This is a genomic window from Yersinia vastinensis (assembly GCF_902726565.1).
Taxonomy (GTDB): domain Bacteria; phylum Pseudomonadota; class Gammaproteobacteria; order Enterobacterales; family Enterobacteriaceae; genus Yersinia; species Yersinia vastinensis.
On record NZ_CACVAF010000002.1, the window covers coordinates 114,623 to 140,165 of the forward strand.

Below are 25,543 nucleotides of genomic sequence, written 5' to 3' on the forward strand. Positions count from 1 at the left end.
AAAAAGATCACAACCCTACCGTTGCTTCGCATCAATTGCCCATGATTAGCCTAAAACCCTCACAGGTCTCAGTGCGGTTTGCACAATATGTGTACAGCCATGTGGACATTTATTTACCATTTAGGCGGGCAGGTCGCGTAGCGCAATGTTTGCACTAACAATCAAAGATCGTGTACGATGTTGTTTTAACTAAATAACTTTGGTTTTTATTATGTTAAAACTCTTTAACGTAAACTTTAATAATATGCCGGAAAGAAAGCTGGACGAGGTCTTTTCACTCAGAAAAATAACATTCAAAGATCGGCTCGATTGGAAAGTGACCTGCATTGATGGCAAAGAAAGCGACCAATATGATGATGAGAATACCAACTATATATTGGGAACAATAGATAACACCATTGTTTGTAGTGTTCGATTTATTGAAATGAAACACCCAACAATGATAACAGGGCCATTCTCTCCTTATTTTTCGGATGTCGATCTGCCTATTGATGGGTTTATCGAGTCCAGTCGTTTTTTTGTGGAGAAAGCATTAGCCAGAGATATGGTGGGTAATAATAGTTCTCTGAGTACGATACTTTTTTTAGCCATGGTCAATTATGCAAAAGATCATGGATATAAAGGGATTCTCACTGTCGTCAGTCGAGGAATGTTTGTCTTGCTGAAACGCTCTGGCTGGAATATCACAGTGCTAAACCAAGGTGAATCGGAGAAGAATGAGGTTATTTACCTTTTACACCTTGGTGTTGATATTGATAGTCAACAAAAGCTAATAAATAAAATACGGAGAATTCATAAAATAGAACCCCGTACTCTTGAAAATTGGCCTCTGGTCGTGCCCGACATTGTTAAATAGATTTAATTAGCTTTAACTCAATGCCAAGTCTTATTGCATGCTTGGCATTTAAAACACCTAGTTTTCTGACCACATTGCCAATGTGGAACTTAACTGTACTTCTTTTTATACCTAATATTATTGAGATTTCAGAGTAAGTTTTACCCACGCTAGCCCAATACAGAATTTCATTTTCTCTAGGGGAAAATATGTCTCTCTCAATTTTATTATTACACGGCTGATTCTTTTCATCATTATTATGATAAAGACCTAACATTTTTTCATGTGTAAAAATGAGCAGCATTTGAATTTTTTCTTTATTTATTTCAATAAGTTCATCAAAGAATATGCTGTCATCACTGCCATTAGAAATGTTTAATGTTGCCATATTATTACTATTGTCGTGAAGCACAAAAGTATAGCCATTAACAATATTATACTCTCTAGCCAACTTAAACACGGCTGAGTCTGTTGATTTTTTATTAATAACGGAGTTGTCATCCCATGCAAAAGGGGAAATTTTGTCTTTCGCGGTCAAGATAACAGGATCAATAAGATGATAACTATTCTTTTTGTATTTTTTCACCCAATCTAATGGGTAGTTAGAAATAATAGTAGGATGCAAAGGTGTTTTCTTATTTATAACTAAATAAGAGTAGCGGAGATCACCATAAGACTTTATTCTTCTTTGAATATAGTTTTTTATGTCTTCATTAATACTTTCATTATCAAAATAATCAATTATCATAACAGACCAAATTCACCCAATGCATAATGTAACAATACATTTTTATCACATTGTTTTCAATAGAAAATACAGTATAGAATCCCCACACAGACATTTCTTATATAAAATTCGCTTATTCGATAAACTAAAAAAAACCTAGACCAAAGGTTAGTTTTGTAAGCTGGACTTAAGGCTAGCTATTATTATAGCCCTATGTTAATTAAACTGTTTTTGCTTTACAGAATTAGTTTTCAATATAATAGAACTAATATCTTAGCGCACTGGCGCTCAGAAAGTTAGTCTGCAAAGAATATATTTTCGCCAATACCAGGTTTTACCCCGCCATCTGGATGCTTTTACATTCAGATGGCGACCATCTCCTCCTAAAGTGCTCCCCCCATACCGGTGAAAATTCCGTCAATTCATCGCCACAAAACTCACCAATGTGTACGACTTTTCAACAATTATTTTACCGTTTTCATCACGCGCATGCGTATTAGCAACCCATCTTATGGCTTCAACTGCACCTGTTCGTAAAAAATATTCTTTAATGACATATAAACATTAAACATATTAATGTAATCTAGATAAAGTTGACTTAAGTCATGTCACTAACACAAATTAATCGTATGATAAATAAACGGTTATAATGTTTCCCTGGTGTTGGCCGAATTGGCATCCCTTACCAAATGAGATTGGTAAGGGTTTTTTTTGCCTATTATTTGGGTTAAATGCGAGGAGGAACTAAGGTGTTTGCTGCATGATCTGCGCTAAGGTGATGGCACGGATTATCATCGCGCGGTCAATCTCTGGGTTATCACTCTCAAGGAGCCGCTGCCAAATAGCGATGGCTTCACCATAACGGGCATGGGTAAAACCGTCGTTGGCTTGCAGCATCAGCGCGGTATATTGCAAAGGATCTTTTGCCAACGCCCGCTCTAACCAATAGGCCACATCGCCAGTCATTCTCTGCCCTGACTGGTAATAAAATATGGTCGCCCGCGCCGCATCTAATGCCGCACTGGCTCCCTGCAAACGTTCAGCTTGTTGCAGCGCAATCAGCGCATCCTCAAACTCATTACGATATAAATAATATTGCGCCAAACTGAACCACAACTCTCCCTTATCGGGTTCCTGACGGATGCGTTGCTGTAACCGAAATAGCGCTGGGTCATTGCTCTGTTTGTCCAGCATCGTATTCAGCCGCTTGGCTTCTTGTTGACGCAAAGCCTCCTGCTGTACCGCCGTGTAATGTCCTAACTGTTGATATCCCAGCAGAATAAGCAGGAGTACCAACAGACTAAAGCCTAAAGGCCAGCGCCAACTCAAACGACCATATTGCACCAACCAAGGCCACCAAAGGCCCATCAGAATGAGAAGTAAAAATATTGCCAGACCGGCAGCCAGTATCATTAGTGTGCCCCTCGCGAAGGTGAGCGAGCTCGGCGCCTGACTCGCCACACGACACCCCCCAAGACACAGATTAGTAGCACGCCAGGCCCAAACCACAGCACCAGCGTTGCCCCTCTCAGTGGAGGTCGATAAAGAACAAAATCACCATAGCGCTGAGTCATCTGGGCCACTATCTCTTCAGAACTGTGCCCGGCCTCTACCAGTTGATAAACCTCTACGCGCAAATCTTGTGCAATCGGTGAGGTTGACTCCAGCAAGTTCTGATTTTGACACTGCGGGCAGCGCAGTTCTTTGGCCAACGCTAATGCCCGCTGTTGATTTTGTGGCGAGCTAAAATGATAAGTGTCCACTAAATCTGCCGAAACCCCGGCTGAAAATAGCAGAGATAGCATCAGCAAAAAGGTTTTCATGGTGCTCCTGTCGTTGCTGATTGCGCCAATAGCGGCATAAACTGCTGCTGCCATATCTCTTGCGTCATCACTCCTGCATAGCGCTGGCGAATAAGGCCATTGGCATCAATTAGCCAGGTTTCAGGCGTACCATAGACCCCCATTGCCAAGGCTAACGTCCCTTGCGGGTCATACAAGCTCTTTTGGTAAGGATTGCCATAGCGCTGAAGAGTATTCAATGCTGCTTGACGAGAGTCGCGGTAGTTCAATCCATAGAACTGCACGCCATGTAGCCTGCTGGAAATCTGGGCCAATGCCGCCATTTCTTGCTGACAGCTAGGGCACCAACTGGCCCAGACATTAATCACGGTCACCTTACCCAGCAGTTGCTCCCGGGTGAGTTTTTGTGTTGGCTGCTCTAATTCAGATAATGAAAAAGCCGGGAAAGGCAGATTTTGCTCTGCTAACTCAATGCGATGCGGATCTCGGCTTAAGCCACTGTAAAGCACAATACCTAAAATCAAACCCAGCAGAGGAACAATCAACCAAGGCCACCGTTGTTTCATTTGACCTCCTTACTTTCATGGGAGCCGCGGGTTCGATGCCATAGCGCCAGTAATCCCCCGAAGACCATCATCAAAGTGCCCCCCCAAATCCAACTCACCAGCGGTTTATGATACAAACGCACGCTGTACTCCCCACGCCCGAGGCTGTCGCCTAAAACCGCATAAAAATCAGCCAATGGGCCACTGACAATAGCAGGTTCAATCATCAACATTTCTCGTACACTGTAGTGTCGCCGTTCAGGGCGTAGCGTCGCTATGGGTTGTCCTTCATGGCTTACCGTGATGAGCGCCCGTTCACTGGTATAGTTTGGGCCAACTAATAGCTCCGTTTCATGATATGTAAATTGATATCCCGCCAACGTAGCCTGACGACCAGGAGAAAGGCGACTGCCCTGCTCCACCGAGTAATATGCGGCAAACAGCATCCCCAACAAACTGACGGCAACGCCACCATGTATCAGCCATGAACGCCAACGTATCTGAGGTGCAAAAAGAGGGGCGGACAATGCCCAGAGAGCTAAGGCTACACCCGGAATCATTCCCGGATGCCAAGTTTGGCTCAACAACCCCGAACTGAGTAATCCACCACTGAGCGCTAATAATGCAGGAACCATAAGACGCCAGTAGTCTGTTTTGGGGCTTTGCTGCCAATGAGCAAAAGGTACACACCCCATCAATAACAGCATTAGCAGGACAAAAGGTGTCAGTGTCTGGTTAAAATATGGCGCACCAACGGATAATGTCCCCAGCCCTAATGCACTGAAAATCAACGGATATAGTGTACCAATCAGCACAGTGATAGCCGCAATCCCCAATAACACCAGCGCTGCCAGTAACAGTGTTTCCAATGAGAACACGTTAAAATCGGCACGACGAGGATTTCCGCGCACGCGCAAGGCAAATAATGTCAATGAAATCAGTGTTACAGTGCCAAATAATGCCAGTAAAGCCTCCCCTCGAGCAGCATCAACAGCAAAAGCATGCACTGAGGTCAACACCCCTGAGCGAACGATAAAAGTTCCTAACAAACAGAGTTGGAAAGTCACCAATGACAGCAAAATTCCCCACTGATGATACAAACCACGACGCGCGCTGATAGCTAACACATGCAGTAATGCCGAGGCGGTCAGCCAAGGTAATAGCGAAGCATTTTCGACCGGATCCCAGAACCACCAGCCGCCCCAGCCCAATTCACTGTACGCCCACCACGCACCTAACAAAATGCCCGCAGTCAGTAAGCACCAAGACGCCAGTACCCACGGGCGACTATAGTGCGCCGTATTTTGACCATAACTCCCCTCCAGCAAAGTCGCCATAGCAAAAGCAAAACTGATAGCAAAGCCGCTATAGCCCAGATACAACAAGGGGGGATGAAATATTAGCGCGAGATCTTGCAACATGGGGTTCAAGTCGCGCCCCTCGGCCAGAGTGGGAAACAATCGCTCAAATGGATTAGAGAAAAAGAGGATAAACAGGCTCAAAATAACCAGCAGCCAACCCATAACACCGAGGGCGCGGGCCACAAAACGCAGTGGATAGTGGCGACGAAACACCGTCAGTACACTGCTCCACACACTCAATACAAACAACAAAAACAACATGGAGCCTTCATGCCCACCCCAAATGGCTGCAATCTTATAAAACAACGGAAGCTGACTATTATTATGCTGCGCAACATACAGCACCGAAAAGTCATCAGTGACAAAACACCACCCCAGTGCCAATAAGGTTAGTGCGATAAATAAAGTGATGCCATAGCTGAGCGACGGCAACCAACACAGCAAAGGTAGCCGCCGCCCATGTAAAGCAATAAAGGGCACACAACCGAGCAATAGCGCCAATGACGTCGCTGCCAGCAGTGACAACAGCCCCAACTCACCTATCATGCCATTTTACTCGCCACTGAATTTTTCCTATCACATCACACGACCGTCATCTGACCGGCATAAAGAATGAAAAATCGTAATATAAAGACCCCGAACAAACTCAGGCCAGAAACGGCGAGTAAGAATGAAACCCGATGTCGTACGTTATGGCTGCAATAGCGGTTTAACGCCATTGGCAGCACCATGCCGCAACCTATCACCCCAAACCAGAACATCAATGCCCAGAAACCGCCACCGAGTGCCACCGTCACAGCCACTTCTTTTTGACCGCCACCGAACCAAAGCCCCGTGAAGAATGCCAGCAACAGAAACAGCTCCAGCCAGACCACCGGTTTCTCCAACCGATGCACAAAAGCCAAGGCTGGGCTGTGGGGAGGCTCTTTGAAAAAAGTGACCGAGCACAGCACCATTGCGGCGATACCAGAAGAGACACCCGAGAATAGAAATAACACCGGCAAGACCGGATTATTCAGTAATGGATAGCTCTTCAATGCGGATAGCAGAAAACCGGTATAAGCACCCAGCGCTACGGCCAGAAACATCATCACCGGTTCGAGTTTGCGTTCAATCGGGGCCAACCGGTGAAGCAACGTACCGACCCACACTAATTTTCGATAAGGCTGTAGTAAAGCCGTTAACCAATGACGAAATATCACCGCCAGCCAGACCAAAAGCACCACCATATAAAGCTGAAACAGCATGACCCCCAGCGACATCACTGAACTGGTGCTGTAGAAAAACATCAGTTTCCAGAACGTCCAAGGTCGAGTGAGGTGCAGAATCAAGATAAATAGGCCCAAGATAACCGCCAGTGGCGCGATAATCGCCGTGGACTTAAGCAGCCCGCTCTGTGGAGCATCGTCCCCCAATACACGCTGCTTAACCAGCAGGCTTACCACAACCATGCCAGCAGAAACGCCTATCAAAAACAGATAGATGGCGATCGGCCAATCCCAGACGAGTGAGTCAAAATGAAATGGCGTATTCAGTTCAGGATTCATCCGGTTATCTCCCCGTACTGGAAAGGAACTCGATATAGCTTCGGTTGTGTTCCCAGATGTAGCTTGGCGCGATAGACGGTGCGTTGATGTAACAGCTTCACCAACTCACTGTTAGGGTCATCCAGATTGCCAAAAATCAGTGCTTTGGTTGGGCACGACAGCACGCAAGCCGGTTGCTTGCCTTGCTTGAGATTGGTTTTCCGGCAAAAATCACATTTGTCGGCGGTCTTCGTCACTGGATGGATAAAACGCACCCGATACGGGCAAGCCGCAATACAGTACTGGCACCCGACACAAAGATCAGGATCAACATCGACAATCCCGGTCTCCTTGTCACGGTATGATGCACCTGTTGGGCACACGTCCACGCACGGTGCTTTATCACAATGTTGGCAAGAGTGGCGATAGAATTGATATTTCACCGCCGGAAACTCGCCAATGGGTTGGCTGCGAATAATGCTTAAGCGCGAGACTCCGTCCGGCACATGATTAACTTCACGGCAGGCATCCATACATGCCGTGCAACCAATACAGAGGGTTTCGTCATGCAACATGCCGTAGCGGACGCCATCAAGAGTGCCACTGACAGCCAGCGAACGCCGGGATGAACCCGTCATGAAAATCAGCGCCCCCATACCAACGATAAAATGACGACGATTCGTATTCATGGCGCGTCCTTCGGTATCAACTCCTGCTGGCGGCGGTGACAATCCACACAGATTTTGACCCGCCCTTTATCATCCAAACCATGCATTGGATCGGTTTTCGGGTGCAACTGATGACAACTGACACAGGAAAGCTTCAGCATATGCACATCATGTGGCCAGAAAGCTTCACGCAATTTCTCAGGTTGGTGACAACTCATACAAACACTGTTTTGTTGCGATACGCTGTACATTGCCTTATCCGCATTCAACATATCGCTGTTAAAGCGCATCACATCTTTGACGCCATTACGGTGCAAAATCGATGCTTTACCATGGCAGTTAGTACAGGTAACCGCTAATTGTGTGTTCGGATTTATGGCGCTGGCATGCTTGCCGTGCAGCTCATCTTTTTGCTCTTTATGGCATTGGACGCAAGCAGCATCCGGATTACGCTGCGGCTCAACAACATGACGCGAGTCGGTTGCTTTCAGCGTATCAGCCTGTGTTGTGGCAAGTGCCGGCAACTGATACAAGGCCAACACTGTCAGCAACACTGCGTGACAGAATGAACGTAAAACGCGCATAGTTATTCCACCTTTGCTATGGCCCCACACTGGAGCCAGTTTGTCCCTGGAATAGCTCCGGCTGGCGTTCTCGCCACACCGGAACGCCTCTTACTGGCTCAAACGGCCCGCTTTTTTGGCTTGCTCATCCCAAGCAGGCACCACTTTTTGCAGAAACTCCTGCTTCTCACTGTTCAACTTGTCCATATCCATCCCCAAGGCTTTTTGCGCATTGAGTTTGGTGGAAATGTCTGGCAGTGGAATTTCGTGGCTAATCCCTTTGGTGGCAAGTAAACGTGCTAGCTTGGTGCGGGCATCGGCCGCTTTATTCAACGCCCCGCCGAGCACCCTCAGGCCAACATCTGGTGCATGCATATGGATGCCGTGAGAGGCGATGGCATAATCCCAACGCCATTGCGCGTGACGAATATCTTGCATAATCGGCTGCATTTCCTGCTCAGTCGCCCCAGCATCCCAAGCCGCTTTCGCTTCGTAATGCGCATGAACCAACTGCTTCTCAACATTCAGTTTCAGCTCCTGAATGCTGGCTTTACGTTCGGCCACAATATCCTGCAAGGTTTTTTTGTCTTGGGTATGGCAGTTAACACAAGTGGTCTCGAAGCTATCAAATGGATTGCGGATTTGATGGTCGGTATACATTTTGCCTGCTGCGTTTTGGATTTTCGGCATGTGACAATCGATGCAAGTAACATTATTTTTACCGTGGATACCCGCACGTCAAGTTTCATACTCTGGATGCTGGGCTTTTAACATCGGTGTTTTCGAGAGTGGATGAATCCAATCGGAGAACGCAATTTCATCGTAATATTTCTCCATGGACTCCACATCGGTGCCTTTATCCCATGGGAATTTCACTGCTTTATCTTTACCGGCAAAGTGATATTCAACATGGCACTGGCTACAGACCATGGATTGCTGGTCTAAACGGCTGGCATGCTCAAACGGTTTATTGATAGATTGCAGGGCGCGCTCGGTATAAGGGCGTGATAACACCAATGCCGGTTTCCCCGCAGCAAAATCAGCCGACGCGGTATCATGACAATCAGCACAACCGAGTTGGTTGACCACTTCCGGCCCCCCTCTAGCCCACGTCCCTTTAAAATACCCGTCCTCGCCTTGTTCATTGATCAAGCGTGCAACATCTGGGCTTTTACAGCTCCAACATGCCATGGGTAATGGGCCATCTTCTGCAGTTTTTGGCGCAGCGGTTCGCAAGGTTTCGCGCACATCGGTGACGGCAAAAGCATGCCCACGAGGTTTGTTATAGTCTTTCGCGAAAGGATAACCCGCCCATAGAATGACCAGATTGGGATCTTCCGCCAAAGCATCTTCTCGTGGTCCACTCTCTTTGGTTTTCAGCCAAGAGGTGAATTGATCCACATGTTGCTCGGCGAATTTATCATTACGGGCCTCAATCGGCGGCGTTGGCGCAGCCGACAAAGTCCATACCCCGCCCAGAACGAAAAAAGCCAATATCCCTACCGACATCTGCCTTATAAATTTGCTCACAATATGTACTCCAGTGTATTTTTCCATACCGGACGCTACCAATGTCCGCACCAGACAGTTATTTTTATATTTTTAGACCCGCAATAGGATGAAACGCATTCGGTCAATAGACCCCCATGACGGATATCACCCTGTGGGGTTGTGGAGATAGTAAGGGGGATTTTCTGCAAATTATTTGTAGTAATGAGAATGCTTGTTTTAGATCAAACAATTATTGTGTGGGTATTCGCTTTTATGAACTAGCTCAAAAAAAACTCACTCCATCGATCAAATATTTCATAAAATCAACAATATACCTCTTTAGAGGTAGGTGATGACAATACTGTCTGATGGGGTCGCCCAACCCTAAAAAAAATATCTCCCTTAACGGATATCGATAAGGGAGATATTTCAAGAGGGTGTGGCGGGAAAAACTTATTTTCCTTGTTGGCGGAATTGCGTCACGGTATCCCAAGCAACCTGTTGTAAAGCACGAGCGGTCTGTTCTGTCATGTCGCTGTCTACCGGCAGCGCGCCCCCCACTGGAGATTGATCATAAATGGTGGCAAACAGCACACTGGCAGCCAGATAAGTGCCCGCCAAAGAGGGGTGATTACCATCACTGTGGTACAAATCTATCTCTGGATGAAGTTCGATTGCACGGCTAAACGCTAAACCGATTGGAGCAACGTAACCTCCTGTTTTACTGGCAATATCAATATAGGCTTTCGCCAACTTGTCCGTTTGCTCCTTTTTATCCTTATTGGCCCATGTCATGAAATAGACAACTTTAGATCCGGCTTGATGGGCGGTATCCGCCATTGTTTGGGCTGAATCAGTAAAATACTGGCGTGACTCGGCTTTGGCTGAAATAGGCTCCATAGAGTTACCCTGTAGAATAACCACATCCCATTTGCGAAGAGAATTCTGGAAATTCAGGTTAGGAACATGCCACCCTAATTGCCCACTGGAAATGGTAATTCCTCGGAACATATAGTCTTTCGCTTGATCAGGCAGTAATGAACGGCTTAAATCACGCAACCGGGTATTCACATGGTTGTTGTAATGCATGTATGAATTACCGTAGAGCGCGAATGTTTTTCTTTCTCCGTCCATTTTAGCTTGAGGCTGTGGCGCAATAAGCGTATCAGCCTGAGCACTGGCCATCGTGATTAATCCACATGCCAGCAACAACATTATTTTCTTCATTATTTTTATCCTCAGAAGTCGTAGCGTAACCCAAGAATAACGGCGTCATCGTTAATTTTGAGGTTGTTATTGGCCAGTACTCTGTCATAGGTCAGCGATAGATAAGCATTTTTAGCCACGGTTAACTGTGCTTCTGCTCTCCAGCCCTCTTTTTCGTAAATATCTTTGCCGTCTTCATCCAAGAAGCTATATCCCCCCAGAATTTTAATATGTTTAAACTGATATGAGGCCACTGAATCAAAACTGAAATAATCGTTGTCTGGCTTGTCATCACGTTCGATGGAGAGCTTACCAGCCGTTATCGCTAAAGACATGGCATCGTAATCAAGCTGTAATCCGCCCATTATTTGTTGATGTTTCTTACGGCCATCGGTGGTTTTTTTCTGCGGGTTTTCTTTACGTGTAAACTCACTGACAGCGACGGCTGGTGTTATTTTTAGATCACCCACCTTAATCATTTTGCGATAACTAATCATCATGCCGTTATCAAGCCCTTCATTGTCGCTGTTACCGTTACCTGCGACGTAGGCGGCCTGAATTTGGTGCCCGTCAAATTGACCATTCCACTGAAGAGTGGCGTCCTGACGGTTATATTGGAATGAAGTATCAATTGTGCTAATACCGTAGTTATAAACATTTGGCGTAAAGTTTTTATATTTGTCAGTCATTCTCATCACCTGATACAGCGGGTTCTGAGTACGTCCACCAATTAAGTCACCATAGCGCGCATGAGACACACCGAGCCAGGCATAACGAGCATCCAGATCTTTATCCTTGGTTTTATTATCGTTTTTCTCGGTTCTCACCTGCCATTCCAGACGACCAATAATTTTAGTATCTTCAAGCAATGGAAGATCACGAGTAACATAGATACCTAAGCGCCCGCCCAGTTGATTTCGCACATCATCTCCAGCGAATGAAGTATCACCATGTGCAAACTGATATTCCAAACGCCCATATATATCCAGCGTCGTTTCATTATTTTTATAGACGTTCATCGCTAATGCAGATGAACTCATACAGGTTAAAACAATAATCGGCATTATTTTAATTTTCATATTTTACCTATAATTAAAAACGTGTAGAGCACCCCAGTCAGAAAATTCAACTGATAAGAAGATAAAAATATTTTTTATCGTGGAAATTATTAATATCAAAAAGCAATGTGGGGTATGGGAATATTTCTTTCTCATTTTAAAACGTGATATTCCGCCCAAAACATTAATCAAATCTAATTCAAAACATAATTTCACCGTCAAATTTAATAAGTGATAAATAAAAGTTAAGTAATTAACCATTCTTTGTATTATACAAAAAGTTAGCAATATTACTTTTGTGTTAAGTTTGTCACGTTTTCAGTAATAAAATGGAGGTAACAGAAGGGAAATTCATATTCTCATTTTTATCATCAAGAAATTAGACCAGACTTTCAGCCAGTAAACAGATATAAATAGAACCAACTCACTGATATCGTTCATCTACTTATTTTGGAGTCAATAATGCGAGGTAGTCATAGTTCAGTATTTGATTCGGAACTGTATTCGTCCTTGTTTACTCACCCGGAAATGAAACAGATTTGGTCTGATGAGAATTTAATTCGCTGCTGGCTGGCATTTGAAATGGCGGTAGCCCGCGTACAAGCAGAATTAGAGATAATTCCGACACCAGCGGCTGAAGAGATCGTCGCGACTTGCCAATCGTTAGAGATTGATTGGCCGCGATTAGCAGCAGAAACCCGTTCAGTTGGAATGGCGATAAAACCGCTGGTTGACCAAATCACTGATGCTGGCACACCGCTGGTAAAAAAATATCTCCATTGGGGATGTACCACGCAGGATTTATTAGATTCTGCGCTAGCCATGCGTATGAAAGAGACATTGCTATTGCTGCGCCGTCAGTTGATTGAGCTGGGAGAGTGCCTGAAAACCATGGCGCTGGAACATAAAAACACGGTCATGGTCGCCAGAACCAATTCTGTGGATGCCTCTGCCACCACTTGGGGATTGCAGGTCAGCAGTTATCTGAGTGAGCTAACTCGCCACATTCATCGCCTTGATAATCTCTATCCAACTGCCATTACCGGTCTATTTGGTGGCGCAGTAGGAAACCTTGCCTCCGTAGGTCATCACGGGATGGAGACTCGAGATAATCTAATGAAATCGCTGGGATTATCTTCACCAGTGGGCATGATGAATGCCAGCCAAGATAATGTGGTCCAAGTCGTGCAGTTTTTTGCCTTGGTACACGGCACCCTGTGCCGAATAGCCAATGATGTGGAAACGATGGGCAGGCCCGCTTTTGGCGAAGTCAGAGAAGGTGAAGGTGGTGGTGGCTCCAGTACCATGCCGCACAAAACAAACCCTCGGGCCAGTAATATGATCCAAACCTTGTCCCGTATGGGTTGGATGTATGCCTCAGGTGCGACCAACTTGCTTGACCAGCAAGATGTGCGAGCCGCCTCAATGCGGGTACTCAATTGGACGCTGCTACCTGAATCGGCGCTCAGTCTTTCCACCAGCCTTGATCGCGCTTGTCGCCTTATCACTCATCTGGTGGTTGATAAGCAAAAAATGAATGACAATTTCAATACATCGAAATATTTCATTATGTCAGAGTCCGTATCAATGAAACTGGCTGATAAAATTGGCCGGGATCAGGGATACAACATAATGAAAGCGTTATTAAAAGAGGCAGATGGCACCCAAGACTTGCTGCAATTAGTGCTCGGTAATGCTCAAATTCGCGAGTTCTTAACAGAAGAAGAGATTATTGCCGCTTGTGATCCATCTTCTTATCTTGGCTGTAATGACGCGCTGATAGAAGAGACGGTGGCATTTTTTGATGCCACGAATAAAGAAATACCGTCAACCAATTGATTTAATACTAAAGATGCCCCTGAGAATATCCCTCGGGGGAATCTTAACCCCCTTACTTAGGTAAGGGTGAAAAGAGTTCAAAAAAGACAAATAGCTCTTCCAACTGCTCAAAATTTCCTTCACCCTCCCCTTTTTCATATGCCAAATGCAGAACTAACTCGACAAAAAAGAAACTGATAATTCTGCTTTTAAACACCGACTGTACATCGCTTGGCAACACAAACTGTAGATTACAGAATTTACCATAAGGATTTGATTCTGAATTAGTTATCAGTACCACTACTGCATCTTTCTTACGAAACCACTCTGTCACGCGAATGACAACACGGTTAAATCGATAATAGGAGAAAGTGATCAAAACATCTTTACTGGATATATTCAGCAAAGCTTTCGGTAAATCACCGACATCGACAGAGAGAAGTGTCACCTTATCCCTAAAATATTTAACCAGTGTGGTGAAATGTTTCGCCATCGCATGAGACGAAGAAGGACCAATAACATAGAGATGCCTATCGGTGTCCAAAATAAGGCTGATAAACTGATCCAGACTCTCAATATCAATATTATCCTTGAAGCTATCAAACAACATGGTCACATTTTTATTAAACTCAGAAACAATCTCTGCTGTGGTGATGTTGGTTTTCTCTTGAGCACGAGAAACCAGCTCAAAGGGGGGGACCAGTTTCTGCTGTGACAGAGCCTTTTCCAGCTCGCGCCTGAAAGATGAATACCCTGTGAACCCCAACTTATTTAAAAAACGCCCGACCGTGGCTTTACTCACCATTGCATTACGCGCGAGATCGACAATGCCATGAAAAGGTAATTCATTAAAATGCCCTTGAATATAAGCATCTAGGCGACATTCCGATTCTGTTAATGAATTTAATTGTATTGTTTGTGAAATATATTTCTCAAGTGTCAACAAATTATTAATTTTCATCCATTATTGCCTCTTGACATCCAATTTGACTCACTGACATATAAATATATTTCTGAAAGAATATCATTGTTAATGATCATGCAAACTACAGGTAAAATGAAATCATTAATCGATGTAACAAAGAATTTCAAGTTATGAGACACTGCGCACAAATTACTGTGAGAAAACTATTTTCTCATTCTGCCAACGGTTGCTTACTTCTACTATGACAACATTATAAGCAGGCATACAGATTAACCGTTCCCGCCTGAGATATATCTGTAAAGTTTTATTTAACAGTGGTTTTTCCACTCGGGAAAACAAATAAAAAGGGCTCATCTCATGATTGCATTTATAATCGCAATAGTGATTACTATCATTGCTGCATGGTTAATCATTAAGAATTATCAACCTCAAACGGTGTTGCTGCTGGCCGGTATTTCTTTACTGACTATCACCGCTATTTTTTACCCAGACCATAGCATTTTATACGATAAAGCGAAGTCAACAGGTTCTGTTTGGGTTGATATTTTTGCCTTTGCAAAAAATTCACTCTCCACTCAAGTGGCTGGTATCGGTTTGATTATCATGGCAGCCGGCGGTTTTGCTAGCTATATGGACCATATTAAAGCCTCAAATGCCATGGTAAATGTCTGCATTCGCCCTCTGCAGCTGATTAAAGCACCTTACCTCATTCTGGCTCTGGGTTATATTTGCGCACAGCTGCTACACGTGGCTATCTCCAGTGCCGCCGGATTAGCCATGTTATTGTTGGTGACTTTCTTCCCGGTGCTAGTGCGCTTAGGTGTCAGTAAAGCTGCGGCAGCATCCATGATTGGTCTTTGTGCCTTTATGGATCTCGGCCCTGCAGTGGGTACAGCTAACCTCGCAGCAAAACATGCAGGTATGGAAACGGCCATCTACTTTGCCCATTATCAGATGCCGGTGGCGGTTGGCGTTATGATAGTCGTGTCAGTCTTAGTCTTCTTTACTGCTAAATACTATGACAAGAAAGATGGCCACACGGTCGTCGTTCAAGAGGTGAATAACGTCGAAACGGCCGACGAGGAGAAAGTGCCTACTTTCTACGCACTATTACCTATTTTCCCGGTTGCACTAGTGCTGATATTCAGCCCACTGTTCGTTGATACCATAAAAATAGACGTGGTCACTGCCATGATTATCGGTACGTTGACAGCGTTTGTTTGTGACCTTCTGGTGAAACGTGATTTCCGCGCCTGTTGTAAAGGGGTTCAGGTCTTCTTCAAAGGTATGGGGGGCATGTTTACCAGCATCGTTTCGTTACTGGTTTGTGCAGATATCTACGCACAAGGGATGCAGAAAATCGGTGCGATAGACTACTTGCTGGTGTCAGTACAAAACGCCGGCTTTGGCTTCGCCAGTATGACCGTTCTGATGACACTGTTGGTGGGTGTGACCGCAGTATTAACCGGCTCTGGTGTCGCCGCCTTCTTCTCTTTCTCCGGGATGGCCCCTTCTATCGCCAGCAAGTTTGGTCAAGAAGCTGTCAGCATGATTCTGCCGATGCAGTTAATGGCAGGAATGGGGCGCTCTATCTCCCCAGTTGCCGGTATCATCATCGCGGTCAGCAAGGCGGGTGAATGTTCTCCGTTTATGATTGTGAGGCGAACACTTATTCCGGCACTCGGCGGTATCATCACCATGATGGTAACTAACTACCTGCTGTTCTAGACCTAAGACTCTTCATCATCGTTGGTATTTGGATATTTAATATGTTCCATGAAGAAAGCAAAGATTCACTCTATATTCCGTACACGGGCACATTATTGATGGATTCTCCCCTTTTAAATAAGGGGAGTGGATTCACCCGCCATGAACGGGAAACGTTTAATTTGCATGGGCTGCTACCCGCCGCGGTAGAAACCATCGAAGAACAGTCGCAGCGGGCCTACCAGCAATTTCTCGACATCAAGTCCGATATTGCTCGCCATATATATCTGCGCAATATCCAAGATACCAACGAGACGCTATTTTATCATCTGGTCGGCAAACATATTTCTGAAATGATGCCGATCATTTATACCCCAGTTGTTGGCCATGCCTGTGAGCATTTCTCTGATATTTACCGCCGAGCCAGAGGGCTTTTTATCTCTTGGCCTGACAGGCATATGCTCGATGATATTTTGCATAATGCAACTAAGCAGAATATTAAAGTTATTGTGGTAACTGACGGTGAACGTATTCTTGGCCTTGGAGATCAAGGCATTGGTGGGATGGGGATCCCCATTGGCAAATTGTCTTTATATACCGTATGTGGTGGCATCAGCCCGGCTCAGACATTGCCTATTTTACTTGATGTGGGAACCAACAATTCCCAATTACTCAATGACCCGCTGTATATGGGCTGGCGTCATCCACGAATTACCGCCGATGAGTATTTTGAATTTGTCGATATGTTTATCAGCGCCGTTAAGCGCCGCTGGCCCAACGTATTATTACAGTTTGAAGATTTTGCCCAACACACGGCTATTCCCCTGCTAAACCGCTATCGGGATGAGATCTGCTGTTTTAATGATGATATTCAGGGGACAGCAGCTGTCACACTTGGCACCTTGATAGCCGCCTGCCGCGCAGCTCAACATCAGCTACGGGATCAGCGAGTGGTCTTCCTTGGTGCAGGCTCTGCCGGATGCGGTATTGCTGAGCATATCGTGGCACAAATGGTGTCAGAAGGTTTAACCGACGCACAAGCGCGCGCCAATATCTATATGGTCGACCGTTTTGGCCTGTTAACCGACGATCAGACCCATCTTGCGCCTTTTCAGCACCATTTGGCACAACCACGTTCAAACTTGGCAAGTTGGGACAATCAAGGCGAAAACTGCACATTCCTTGATGTTATCCAGAACGTCAAACCTACCGTGCTCATTGGGGTTACGGGTCAACCGGGATTATTTAGCGAAGAAGTTATTCGAGCGATGTATTGCCACTGCCACAAGCCGATCATTATGCCGCTGTCTAACCCTACCTCGCGCATGGAAGCGCGCCCGGAAGATATTCTCCGCTGGACGGACGGTAATGCCATTATCGCGACTGGCAGCCCGTTCGAACCCGTCAACTATAAAGAGAAGCTCTACCCTATTGCCCAGTGTAATAACGTCTATATTTTCCCTGGCATAGGGCTTGGTGTCATTGCCAGTCAGGCGCGGCGTGTAACAGAGAGTATGTTGATGGCAGCAAGCCGAACGCTGGCGGAGTTCTCACCACGGGCACGAGATGGCGATGGTCCATTGCTACCGGACATTAAAGATATCCAACAAGTTACACAGGCTATTGCTTATCGCGTTGCTAAAGAGGCACAACTCGCACAAGTTGCTGTTGAAATTCCGGATGAAATGTTGAAAACGGCTATCACCAAGCATTTCTGGCATCCGCAATACCGTCTCTATAAACGGACGTCGTTTTAATTATGTGTGAGGGGAGTGGTGCTGAGAAAACAGAAGGATAAAGAGAAGTGATGGCGGAGGAGGAGAGATTCGAACTCTCGAACGGTTTCCCGTCGACGGTTTTCAAGACCGTTGCCTTCAGCCACTCGGCCACCCCTCCGCAACGAGCCGAACTATAAACAGAGCACCGCCGCTTGTAAAGCCTGTTTGTGATTAATTGCCCAAAAAGCCGCCACCTGATTATCAAATGCTGAATTAATCGTCATCACTGGTGATTCACTGTACAACACCCCTACCTTTCGATGGCATCAATAAAATCTCACACAGGAAAAGCACAGACTCCTTTGGGGAATCGCCCATTTTTTGCTAAATTAGCCACCGTTCCCTTCATTGAATCACCGAGGTCGTATGTTGGAGTTTGAAGGTCGGGTAATTGAAACCGACGCACAAGGGTATCTAAAAAACAGTGCGGACTGGAGCGAGGCTTTAGCCCCCCTACTCGCTGAACAAGAAGGTATTGCACTCACTGAGCCACATTGGGAAGTGGTGCGTTTTGTGCGTGCTTTTTATCAAGAGTTCAATACATCTCCGGCCATACGTATGCTGGTTAAAGCTATGGCACAAAAATATGGCGAAGAAAAAGGTAACAGCCGGTATCTATACCGCTTATTCCCTAAAGGGCCAGCAAAACAAGCAACAAAAATTGCAGGCTTACCAAAACCAGTGAAATGCATTTAACTGGCCACAAGTGGCAATTCTTGCTCTGGCATTGCACTCAAGTTAATAACGAATTTTAAATGTCTCAAACTGCGTGGGAGGATACGGCTCAGTCAGCAAACGCTCCACGCGCGCACCTCGCGGCCCGCCCTGCTTAATCCATTCCATCAAACGTTCAACGGCTTGCTGCTCGCCACAAGCCACGACTTCCACGCTGCCATCATCACAATTTTTAGCATACCCCGTTACTCCCAGTTCCAGTGCCTGTCGTTGAGTGCTATAGCGAAAACCGACACCTTGAACGATTCCGTAAACATAGGCCGCAGTACATACTTTTGGCATATCGATTCCTTATCTACGTGATAATTTGCATTTTCCGGCTCATACTCCGACAATACCGCTCTTTTTTACCTAGCTGGCAGCAACCTAATTATGACCGTACGCCTGATTCTTGCCAAAGGACGTGAAAAATCCTTACTTCGTCGCCATCCATGGATCTTCTCTGGGGCGGTTCAACGCATTGAAGGCAATGCGCTTCCCGGTGAAACCATCGATATTCTTGATAGCCAAGGAAAATGGCTGGCCCGTGCCGCCTACTCGCCTGAATCACAAATTCTGGCACGAGTTTGGACGTTCCAACAAGATGAAGTTATCGATAGCGAATTCTTTGTTCGCCGTCTACAGCAAGCACAAAATTGGCGGGATTGGTTGGCACAACGTGATGGTTTGAATGGCTATCGCTTAATTGCAGGTGAATCAGATGGCTTGCCGGGTATCACCATTGACCGCTTCCAGAACTTTCTGGTGCTGCAATTATTGTCAGCAGGCGCTGAATATCAACGTGCAGCGCTGGTCAGCGCATTGCAAAAATGCTACCCAGAATGCTCTATTTACGACCGCTCAGATGTTTCGGTGCGTAAAAAAGAAGGCTTACCACTGACGCAAGGCACCGTTTATGGTGAAATGCCTCCGGCACTGCTGCCAATTACCGAAAATGGCATGCAATTGCTGGTTGATATTCAGCAGGGGCATAAAACTGGTTTTTATTTGGACCAACGAGATAGCCGCCTTGCGGCGCGTAATTACGCTGATGGCCGCCGCGTTCTTAACTGTTTCTCCTACACCGGCGCCTTTGCGGTCGCTGCACTCATGGGGAATTGCAAACAAGTTATCAGTGTTGATACTTCACAATCGGTACTGGATATTGCCCAGCAAAACGTTGAACTAAACCAATTAGATTTAAGCAAAGCCGAATTTATTCGTGATGATGTCTTCCAATTGCTGCGCAATTACCGCGCACAAGGGGAAAAGTTTGACATGATTATCATGGATCCACCGAAATTTGTGGAAAACAAAAGCCAGTTGGCCAGTGCTTGTCGCGGCTATAAAGATATCAATATGCTCGCAATACAACTGTTACGCCCTGGTGGGATCTTGTTAAGTTTCTCCTGCTCAGGCTTAATGCCAACTGATTTGTTCCAGAAAATTTTGGCTGACGCTGCGTTAGATGCAGGCCATGATATACAATTTATAGAGCAGTTCCGTCAGGCAGCGGATCACCCTGTTATCGCGACATATCCAGAAGGTTTATACCTGAAAGGGTTTGCGTGTCGGATAATGTGACTTGAAATGCCCTACACTGCCCTCATATAGAAGGCAGAGTAATGTTTCTCAGGAGGTTATCATGATCGCCAGCAAATTCGGTATTGGGCAGCAGGTTCGCCATAGCCTACATGGCTATTTGGGTGTGGTGATTGATATCGATCCTGAATATTCTCTTGAGCCACCGGAACCTGATGAGGTAGCAAACAACGATATGTTGCGTTCATCACCTTGGTATCATGTGGTCATTGAGGATGATGAGGGGCAACCGGTACACACCTATCTGGCTGAAGCACAACTGACTTACGAAGATATGGATGCTCATCCGGAGCAGCCTTCATTGGATGAATTGGCCGCGTCTATTCGTCATCAACTACAGGCTCCGCGTCTGCGCAACTAAGTCTGAGACTCATCAATCAAACCCGGCTATCGTGCCGGGTTTTTTATCACCAAAATTTAGCTTATCGAGAGTAGAAAATATTACGCTTTCTCTAACCCCAGCCGTGGGATTTCAATTTTAGGGCAACGGTCCATAACCACCTTTAGCCCAGCATCTGCTGCCAATGTGGCTGCCAATTCGTTAATAACCCCAATTTGTAGCCAAAGTACCTTGGCTCCTATCGCAATCGCATCCTGTGCAACACCATATGCCGCCTCCGCATTACGAAAGACATCTACCATATCAATGGGATGTGGAATATCGGCTAACTCAGCATATACTTGCTGACCCAGCAACGACGTTCCCGCCAGTTTAGGGCTAACGGGTATCACCTGATATCCCTGTTGTAACAAATAAGCCATCACACCATAACTAGGCCGGGATGGTTTATCACTCGCCCCCACCAGTGCGATTGTTTTTACCTGTTGGAGTATGTCGGCAATGTCTTTATCGTGCATTTTTCAGTTCCTCTGATGCGCTAAAAGAAGGTTTTTAGTCCATTTGCATCCGGATGGATTTACAAATATTAGGCGACTCCCTAGCATCATGCGAAAAAACGATGATAAATGCTGCCTAATTGATTTGGTTTAATAGATAGAGAAGTAATCGCTGTTAGATTATCCTTTTTATCTTTAGAATTCATTAGGATAAAAGCGACTTCTTTATACTGAATATTTCAAAACGTAAATAAATATGGGCAGCCGGAAAGACTTTGACACATAATCTAGCTGATCTGACAATGTATGCAGATAACACCTTCAGGAGTAACACATGAAATTTGGTCTGGTGGTCGCAGGGATTTTGGCCGTTTGCTGTAGTGCTTCAGCTCTAGCCACGACCTTAAAACTCGCGCCGGAAATTGACCTGTTGGTGGTCGATGGAAAGAATATGTCGGGTTCTTTGCTCAAAGGTGCTGATAGCCTAGAGCTTAACAGTGGTCAGCACCAAATCTTGTTTAAAGTTGCAAAACCACTGCCAGCGGATCCGAAGATACTGTATGCCTCCCCACCATTAGTCGTGGCATTCAATACCCGTAATGTGCGTTCCGTGGCCATAAAATTACCGACGATTGAAACAGAACACGATGGACATAAATTCTCCAAAAACCCGGTATATCAGCTTATCGGCGATAATGGTCGCCCACTATCTGTACGCCACGACATATTGCATCAGGATAATCTCAATACTGCCACAACACTTGAAACAGCGATGGCAACCTATAATGTCGGGCAATTCAGTGCTTCAGTCCCCTCTTTTGCCACCATCCCGCCCTCGCCAGTGAGTGCCGTGCCAGGAACCACTATTCCCGTGGCCGGGACGAATGCTGCGCAAAAAACTAATCTGCAGGGTGAGAATGTCGCAGAGCAGATGTTGCAATACTGGTTCCTACAAGCAGACAAAGAAACTCAAAAACGTTTCCTTTTATGGGCCAAAAACCCACCCACGAAATAGCCTTACAACATCAAGGTCGTTCTTAAACATCAGGTTATGCTTGTTTCTTCGCATTTCTTTGCGCTACTACTATGCACAAAATTGCCATTTCAGTAATCTGTCAGTAAACCGCTGGCATTTATTGAAGGATATCTTGATGGAACTCACTACCCGCACTATTGCGGCACGTAAGCATATTGCCCTTGTTTCCCATGATCACTGCAAAAAATCACTGCTCGAATGGGTGATGGAGAACAGAGATCTATTATCTCAGCACGAACTTTATGCAACTGGCACAACGGGGAATCTGGTGCAGAATGCAACAGGTATTGATGTTCACTGTTTACTCAGTGGTCCGATGGGCGGAGACCAAGAAGTGGGCGCTCTGATATCTGAGAAGAAAATTGATATTTTGATTTTCTTCTGGGATCCACTTAATGCCGTTCCACATGACCCTGATGTCAAAGCCTTACTGCGTCTGGCAACGGTTTGGAACATTCCCGTCGCGACTAACCGCTCTACTGCCGATTTCTTAATCGGTTCAGCTTTGTTTAGCGGTGAAGTGACTATTGCCATCCCTGATTATGATCGCTATTTACAGCAACGACTGAAATAAATATGAAGCCCGGTGTTTATGGCACCGGGTTTCATTATCGATGTGTAACAGTTAAGTCTATTACGGTTTACGCAGAGTCGGTACACCTAGCTCACTAAGCTGGCGCACGAAAATAGAGGGGTTGGCTGTGTCTTGCAGTAACCAGACTTGATTTTTTGCTCGCGTCATTGCCACATAAAGTAACCGCCGTTCCTCTGCATCAGGGAAATCCTCTGGAGCGGGCAGCAAAACATCTTCCAAAATTGACTCGCGCGCTACCGCGGGAAAACCGTCATTTCCCTCGTGCAAGCCAACAATAATCACATAGTCAGCCTGTTGTCCTTTGCTGGCATGAATCGTCATAAAATCAATGGATAATTTTGGCCAGCGAGTCTCCGCTTTTTGTAAGATTTCTGGCCGCAAATGGTGATATCGCGCCAAAATAAGTACACGCTCATCATCTTTAACAAAACCACTAAATTTATCCAGCAGAGCTTCTAGCTGCTCGCTTGGCAGAATAACGACTGACTTTTTATTTCCTTTACTCAAGCTGTTTAGCGGCTTTTTCAGTTGATAGGGATTCTGCTGAATAAACTGGTTAGCCACTTCACCAATACGATCATTAAAACGGTAAGTCGTATCCAGTGCGCATTCCGCACCCTCACCAAAATTATGGTTAAAGGCGGTCGTGAGAGAAAGTTCTGCGCCACTGAAGCGGTAAATAGCCTGCCAATCATCACCAACGGCAAATAAGCAGGTTTGTTTATTTTGTTTGCGTAAAGCCGTAAGTAACATCGCGCGTTGTGGTGAAATATCTTGAAACTCGTCAACCAAAATATGCTTCCACGGGCTAACAAAACGCCCTTTATCCAGCAAATTAACGGCCTGATGAATCAATCCGGAAAAATCAACAGCCCCTTCTTCTTTCAGGGCTGTTTTCCATGCTTTCAATAAAGGTGCCATTAGCCGTATACGCTTTTGGAAAAGATCACGCACTTCTTCATCAGCCTGCTCTATCATTTCAGCCTGACTCCCTCCATGCATGCGCATCAACCCTAACCAGCGCTCAAGCCGCCCTGCTAGCCGGGCCGCCAATCGTTTATCCTGCCAAAAATTGCCCTCATCAACATCCCATTCCAGCTCATCAGTTAACCACTCGCGCCACCCTTTCGCTTGGGCTTTTTTCTCACTGCACTGTTGTTGCCAATTTTTGATCAACAATGCTCTTCTGGCCTGACTATCAGACTCAAGCTTACTGATCACGGGTGTTTTACGGCTGCCTTGTTGGATTATCTGCAAAGCAAGAGCATGGAAAGTTTTGGCCTGAATATCCTCTACCGCCAGACGTTGTTTGATACGGCTATTCATTTCATCAGCCGCCTGACGACCAAAAGCCAGCAGTAAAATTTGTTCTGGCAATGCTTCATTACGGCGCAATAGCCAACCGGCACGAGCAACGAGCACTGATGTTTTGCCACTTCCCGCCCCCGCCAAGACTAATACTGAATCTTCACCATTCACTACAGCGCGGCTTTGCGACTCATTCAGCGGAGAAGTTTCTACACTTTGGAAGAAATCTTGATACTCCTCCAACATGCGGAGGGTCCATTGTTGATTGCGGCTATCAACACTGCGGTTACCCTGCTGCAACCAGCGCAAACAGAGTTCGTAATCGGCGCGACAAGACTCGAATTCAGTTAAACGCTGAACCGGCATGGGTAGTGATGCAAAAGCCTCGCGAATGGATGCTTGTACCTGACCTAATTCACTGCGTTTAAACCATTTATCCTGATGTTCAATTCGCTTGATTGATTCGACTTGTTTATGCAAAACGTCAACACAAACCTGGCTCATCTCCTCACTCCATTGCTGCCAGATGCCCAGTAAGTGATGGTAAAAACGCTGAGTTTCCTGCCATTCAGTGCCATGTAAACGGACTACTTGCTGGTTTGGTAATTCAAATTCCATCTCGCCCCAGACGATACCGCGTTTACATTGGATACTGACCAACTGATTAAAAGGAATCAGGTATTGATGTTTATCACCGCATACTTCGATGCCAGCATTGAGCAGACGCACCCGATTATAGGGGTGTTGAGCCAAATGCTTGCCAAAAGATGTCGCTTTAAGTTCCATATCTGCGCGCCATAACTCGTATTAAGTGAATTGAAATAACATATAGGAGTGTAAATATAATAATTGAGTTTAAACAACAGGTATCCGATAGTTGTTTAAAGAAACTAACTTGCGCTATCTCTATAGAATAGATAGCACCTGTTATTATTCATCCGCATTGCGGTTTTTTTATTCAGCTAGGCAGATTAATCACTATGCGTACTGTACTCAATATTCTTAACTTTGTTTTAGGTGGTTTCTTCACCACATTAGGCTGGCTATTAGCAACAGTGGTCAGTGTTATCCTGATTTTCACCTTACCATTAACCCGCTCTTGCTGGGAGATTACTAAGTTATCATTTCTGCCTTATGGTAATGAGGCGATCCATGTCAATGAATTATACCCAGAAAAAAGTAATCCTCTGTTATCCGCAGGCGGTTCTCTACTGAATATCGTTTGGTTTATTTTATTTGGTTGGTGGCTGTGTTTATCACATATTGCAACCGGGATTGTGCAATGTATAACCATCATTGGCATTCCGGTCGGTATCGCCAATTTTAAAATCGCAGCTATTGCGTTATGGCCGGTGGGTCGACGTGTCGTTTCTGTAGAAATGGCACAACAGGCAAGAATAGCCAACGCCCAGCGCCAGTATCAGCAACGCTGAATTTTCTG

General features: G+C 45.5%; 24 protein-coding genes, 1 tRNA gene and 1 pseudogene. 10 read left to right on the plus strand and 16 right to left on the minus strand.

Annotation, left to right across the window (positions count from 1 at the left end):
* Positions 1 to 211: 211 nt before the first annotated feature.
* On the plus strand, positions 212 to 856 hold the full coding sequence (locus HUZ92_RS03280; RefSeq protein WP_050139683.1) for an acyl-homoserine-lactone synthase: 645 nt from the start codon (positions 212 to 214) through the stop codon (positions 854 to 856).
* Here the strand turns inward: HUZ92_RS03280 and HUZ92_RS03285 are convergent.
* The 11 genes and pseudogenes from HUZ92_RS03285 to HUZ92_RS03335 all read right to left on the minus strand — a co-directional run bounded on the left by HUZ92_RS03285 (position 849) and on the right by HUZ92_RS03335 (position 11,803).
* Positions 849 to 1,583 (minus strand): helix-turn-helix transcriptional regulator, encoded by a 735-nt coding sequence (locus HUZ92_RS03285; protein WP_050097181.1) that lies wholly within the window; start codon positions 1,581 to 1,583, stop codon positions 849 to 851. The two genes, HUZ92_RS03280 and HUZ92_RS03285, sit on opposite strands and share 8 nt — an antisense overlap.
* Positions 1,584 to 2,306: 723 nt before the next feature.
* Positions 2,307 to 2,975, minus strand: a complete 669-nt coding sequence (locus HUZ92_RS03290; RefSeq protein ID WP_050097180.1) for a cytochrome C heme lyase — start codon at positions 2,973 to 2,975, stop codon at positions 2,307 to 2,309.
* On the minus strand, positions 2,975 to 3,385 hold the full coding sequence (gene nrfF / locus HUZ92_RS03295; RefSeq protein WP_145579697.1) for a heme lyase NrfEFG subunit NrfF: 411 nt from the start codon (positions 3,383 to 3,385) through the stop codon (positions 2,975 to 2,977). Before nrfF ends, HUZ92_RS03290 begins: the two co-directional genes overlap by 1 nt.
* Positions 3,382 to 3,930, minus strand: a complete 549-nt coding sequence (locus HUZ92_RS03300; RefSeq protein WP_050139684.1) for a DsbE family thiol:disulfide interchange protein — start codon at positions 3,928 to 3,930, stop codon at positions 3,382 to 3,384. The genes nrfF and HUZ92_RS03300 overlap by 4 nt, the downstream gene beginning before the upstream one ends.
* Positions 3,927 to 5,816 carry a heme lyase CcmF/NrfE family subunit gene (locus tag HUZ92_RS03305; RefSeq protein WP_145579698.1) on the minus strand — a complete coding sequence of 630 codons (1,890 nt, stop codon included), beginning with the start codon at positions 5,814 to 5,816 and terminating at the stop codon, positions 3,927 to 3,929. Before HUZ92_RS03305 ends, HUZ92_RS03300 begins: the two co-directional genes overlap by 4 nt.
* Positions 5,817 to 5,851: 35 nt before the next feature.
* Positions 5,852 to 6,817 (minus strand): cytochrome c nitrite reductase subunit NrfD, encoded by a 966-nt coding sequence (gene nrfD, locus HUZ92_RS03310; protein WP_050097176.1) that lies wholly within the window; start codon positions 6,815 to 6,817, stop codon positions 5,852 to 5,854.
* Positions 6,814 to 7,485 carry a cytochrome c nitrite reductase Fe-S protein gene (nrfC, locus tag HUZ92_RS03315; protein WP_050097175.1) on the minus strand — a complete coding sequence of 224 codons (672 nt, stop codon included), beginning with the start codon at positions 7,483 to 7,485 and terminating at the stop codon, positions 6,814 to 6,816. Before nrfC ends, nrfD begins: the two co-directional genes overlap by 4 nt.
* On the minus strand, positions 7,482 to 8,048 hold the full coding sequence (nrfB, locus tag HUZ92_RS03320; RefSeq protein WP_050097174.1) for a cytochrome c nitrite reductase pentaheme subunit: 567 nt from the start codon (positions 8,046 to 8,048) through the stop codon (positions 7,482 to 7,484). Before nrfB ends, nrfC begins: the two co-directional genes overlap by 4 nt.
* A gap of 90 nt (positions 8,049 to 8,138) precedes the next feature.
* Positions 8,139 to 9,536: pseudogene (nrfA, locus tag HUZ92_RS03325) on the minus strand (ammonia-forming nitrite reductase cytochrome c552 subunit).
* A 435-nt stretch (positions 9,537 to 9,971) separates the two neighbouring features.
* Positions 9,972 to 10,745: an SGNH/GDSL hydrolase family protein gene (locus HUZ92_RS03330; protein ID WP_050097172.1), complete on the minus strand. Its 774-nt coding sequence runs from the start codon at positions 10,743 to 10,745 to the stop codon at positions 9,972 to 9,974.
* 11 nt (positions 10,746 to 10,756) lie between these two features.
* Positions 10,757 to 11,803, minus strand: coding sequence for a porin (locus tag HUZ92_RS03335; RefSeq protein WP_145579699.1), 1,047 nt, complete (start codon positions 11,801 to 11,803; stop codon positions 10,757 to 10,759).
* 441 nt (positions 11,804 to 12,244) lie between these two features.
* Here HUZ92_RS03335 and HUZ92_RS03340 point away from each other — a divergent pair, with 441 nt between their 5' ends.
* Positions 12,245 to 13,621: a class-II fumarase/aspartase family protein gene (locus HUZ92_RS03340; protein WP_050097170.1), complete on the plus strand. Its 1,377-nt coding sequence runs from the start codon at positions 12,245 to 12,247 to the stop codon at positions 13,619 to 13,621.
* Between the two features lie 52 nt (positions 13,622 to 13,673).
* On the opposite strand, the gene HUZ92_RS03345 is transcribed toward HUZ92_RS03340, so the two are convergent.
* Positions 13,674 to 14,561 (minus strand): MurR/RpiR family transcriptional regulator, encoded by an 888-nt coding sequence (locus HUZ92_RS03345; RefSeq protein ID WP_050097169.1) that lies wholly within the window; start codon positions 14,559 to 14,561, stop codon positions 13,674 to 13,676.
* Between the two features lie 321 nt (positions 14,562 to 14,882).
* Between HUZ92_RS03345 and dcuC the strand changes: the two genes are divergently transcribed.
* Complete coding sequence (dcuC, locus tag HUZ92_RS03350; protein WP_050097168.1) at positions 14,883 to 16,253, plus strand: C4-dicarboxylate transporter DcuC; 1,371 nt, start codon at positions 14,883 to 14,885, stop codon at positions 16,251 to 16,253.
* Positions 16,254 to 16,294: 41 nt separating this feature from the next.
* On the plus strand, positions 16,295 to 17,989 hold the full coding sequence (locus HUZ92_RS03355; protein WP_050097167.1) for an NAD-dependent malic enzyme: 1,695 nt from the start codon (positions 16,295 to 16,297) through the stop codon (positions 17,987 to 17,989).
* Between the two features lie 51 nt (positions 17,990 to 18,040).
* On the opposite strand, the gene HUZ92_RS03360 is transcribed toward HUZ92_RS03355, so the two are convergent.
* Positions 18,041 to 18,128, minus strand: a tRNA-Ser gene (locus HUZ92_RS03360).
* Positions 18,129 to 18,376: 248 nt separating this feature from the next.
* Here HUZ92_RS03360 and tusE point away from each other — a divergent pair.
* A complete protein-coding gene (gene tusE / locus HUZ92_RS03365; RefSeq protein WP_050097166.1) occupies positions 18,377 to 18,706 on the plus strand; it encodes a sulfurtransferase TusE in 330 nt (109 codons plus the stop codon).
* Positions 18,707 to 18,748: 42 nt separating this feature from the next.
* On the opposite strand, the gene yccX is transcribed toward tusE, so the two are convergent.
* Positions 18,749 to 19,027: an acylphosphatase gene (gene yccX / locus HUZ92_RS03370; protein WP_050097165.1), complete on the minus strand. Its 279-nt coding sequence runs from the start codon at positions 19,025 to 19,027 to the stop codon at positions 18,749 to 18,751.
* 90 nt (positions 19,028 to 19,117) lie between these two features.
* Here yccX and rlmI point away from each other — a divergent pair, with 90 nt between their 5' ends.
* Positions 19,118 to 20,308, plus strand: a complete 1,191-nt coding sequence (rlmI, locus tag HUZ92_RS03375) for a 23S rRNA (cytosine(1962)-C(5))-methyltransferase RlmI (RefSeq protein ID WP_128450862.1) — start codon at positions 19,118 to 19,120, stop codon at positions 20,306 to 20,308.
* A gap of 61 nt (positions 20,309 to 20,369) precedes the next feature.
* The gene (hspQ, locus tag HUZ92_RS03380; protein WP_050097163.1) at positions 20,370 to 20,687 is read left to right on the plus strand and encodes a heat shock protein HspQ; all 318 of its coding nucleotides are present in this window, start codon (positions 20,370 to 20,372) and stop codon (positions 20,685 to 20,687) included.
* 80 nt (positions 20,688 to 20,767) lie between these two features.
* On the opposite strand, the gene HUZ92_RS03385 is transcribed toward hspQ, so the two are convergent.
* Positions 20,768 to 21,184, minus strand: coding sequence for a CoA-binding protein (locus tag HUZ92_RS03385; RefSeq protein ID WP_050097162.1), 417 nt, complete (start codon positions 21,182 to 21,184; stop codon positions 20,768 to 20,770).
* A gap of 313 nt (positions 21,185 to 21,497) precedes the next feature.
* Here HUZ92_RS03385 and HUZ92_RS03390 point away from each other — a divergent pair, with 313 nt between their 5' ends.
* Positions 21,498 to 22,178, plus strand: coding sequence for a DUF2057 family protein (locus tag HUZ92_RS03390; RefSeq protein ID WP_050097161.1), 681 nt, complete (start codon positions 21,498 to 21,500; stop codon positions 22,176 to 22,178).
* Positions 22,179 to 22,314: 136 nt separating this feature from the next.
* A complete protein-coding gene (locus HUZ92_RS03395) occupies positions 22,315 to 22,773 on the plus strand; it encodes a methylglyoxal synthase (protein ID WP_050097160.1) in 459 nt (152 codons plus the stop codon).
* 60 nt (positions 22,774 to 22,833) lie between these two features.
* Here the strand turns inward: HUZ92_RS03395 and helD are convergent, their stop codons facing one another.
* Positions 22,834 to 24,888, minus strand: coding sequence for a DNA helicase IV (gene helD, locus HUZ92_RS03400; protein WP_128450863.1), 2,055 nt, complete (start codon positions 24,886 to 24,888; stop codon positions 22,834 to 22,836).
* A gap of 194 nt (positions 24,889 to 25,082) precedes the next feature.
* Here helD and HUZ92_RS03405 point away from each other — a divergent pair, with 194 nt between their 5' ends.
* Positions 25,083 to 25,535 carry a YccF domain-containing protein gene (locus tag HUZ92_RS03405; RefSeq protein WP_004709948.1) on the plus strand — a complete coding sequence of 151 codons (453 nt, stop codon included), beginning with the start codon at positions 25,083 to 25,085 and terminating at the stop codon, positions 25,533 to 25,535.
* Positions 25,536 to 25,543: the final 8 nt, after the last annotated feature.

Coding starts and splice junctions, on each gene's coding strand:
- HUZ92_RS03280 (WP_050139683.1), top strand. CDS start 212: ATGTTAAAACTCTTTAACGTAAACTTTAATAATATGCCGGAAAGAAAG.
- HUZ92_RS03285 (WP_050097181.1), bottom strand. CDS start 1,583: ATGATAATTGATTATTTTGATAATGAAAGTATTAATGAAGACATAAAA.
- HUZ92_RS03290 (WP_050097180.1), bottom strand. CDS start 2,975: ATGATACTGGCTGCCGGTCTGGCAATATTTTTACTTCTCATTCTGATG.
- nrfF (WP_145579697.1), bottom strand. CDS start 3,385: ATGAAAACCTTTTTGCTGATGCTATCTCTGCTATTTTCAGCCGGGGTT.
- HUZ92_RS03300 (WP_050139684.1), bottom strand. CDS start 3,930: ATGAAACAACGGTGGCCTTGGTTGATTGTTCCTCTGCTGGGTTTGATT.
- HUZ92_RS03305 (WP_145579698.1), bottom strand. CDS start 5,816: ATGATAGGTGAGTTGGGGCTGTTGTCACTGCTGGCAGCGACGTCATTG.
- nrfD (WP_050097176.1), bottom strand. CDS start 6,817: ATGAATCCTGAACTGAATACGCCATTTCATTTTGACTCACTCGTCTGG.
- nrfC (WP_050097175.1), bottom strand. CDS start 7,485: ATGAATACGAATCGTCGTCATTTTATCGTTGGTATGGGGGCGCTGATT.
- nrfB (WP_050097174.1), bottom strand. CDS start 8,048: ATGCGCGTTTTACGTTCATTCTGTCACGCAGTGTTGCTGACAGTGTTG.
- HUZ92_RS03330 (WP_050097172.1), bottom strand. CDS start 10,745: ATGAAGAAAATAATGTTGTTGCTGGCATGTGGATTAATCACGATGGCC.
- HUZ92_RS03335 (WP_145579699.1), bottom strand. CDS start 11,803: ATGAAAATTAAAATAATGCCGATTATTGTTTTAACCTGTATGAGTTCA.
- HUZ92_RS03340 (WP_050097170.1), top strand. CDS start 12,245: ATGCGAGGTAGTCATAGTTCAGTATTTGATTCGGAACTGTATTCGTCC.
- HUZ92_RS03345 (WP_050097169.1), bottom strand. CDS start 14,561: ATGAAAATTAATAATTTGTTGACACTTGAGAAATATATTTCACAAACA.
- dcuC (WP_050097168.1), top strand. CDS start 14,883: ATGATTGCATTTATAATCGCAATAGTGATTACTATCATTGCTGCATGG.
- HUZ92_RS03355 (WP_050097167.1), top strand. CDS start 16,295: ATGTTCCATGAAGAAAGCAAAGATTCACTCTATATTCCGTACACGGGC.
- tusE (WP_050097166.1), top strand. CDS start 18,377: ATGTTGGAGTTTGAAGGTCGGGTAATTGAAACCGACGCACAAGGGTAT.
- yccX (WP_050097165.1), bottom strand. CDS start 19,027: ATGCCAAAAGTATGTACTGCGGCCTATGTTTACGGAATCGTTCAAGGT.
- rlmI (WP_128450862.1), top strand. CDS start 19,118: ATGACCGTACGCCTGATTCTTGCCAAAGGACGTGAAAAATCCTTACTT.
- hspQ (WP_050097163.1), top strand. CDS start 20,370: ATGATCGCCAGCAAATTCGGTATTGGGCAGCAGGTTCGCCATAGCCTA.
- HUZ92_RS03385 (WP_050097162.1), bottom strand. CDS start 21,184: ATGCACGATAAAGACATTGCCGACATACTCCAACAGGTAAAAACAATC.
- HUZ92_RS03390 (WP_050097161.1), top strand. CDS start 21,498: ATGAAATTTGGTCTGGTGGTCGCAGGGATTTTGGCCGTTTGCTGTAGT.
- HUZ92_RS03395 (WP_050097160.1), top strand. CDS start 22,315: ATGGAACTCACTACCCGCACTATTGCGGCACGTAAGCATATTGCCCTT.
- helD (WP_128450863.1), bottom strand. CDS start 24,888: ATGGAACTTAAAGCGACATCTTTTGGCAAGCATTTGGCTCAACACCCC.
- HUZ92_RS03405 (WP_004709948.1), top strand. CDS start 25,083: ATGCGTACTGTACTCAATATTCTTAACTTTGTTTTAGGTGGTTTCTTC.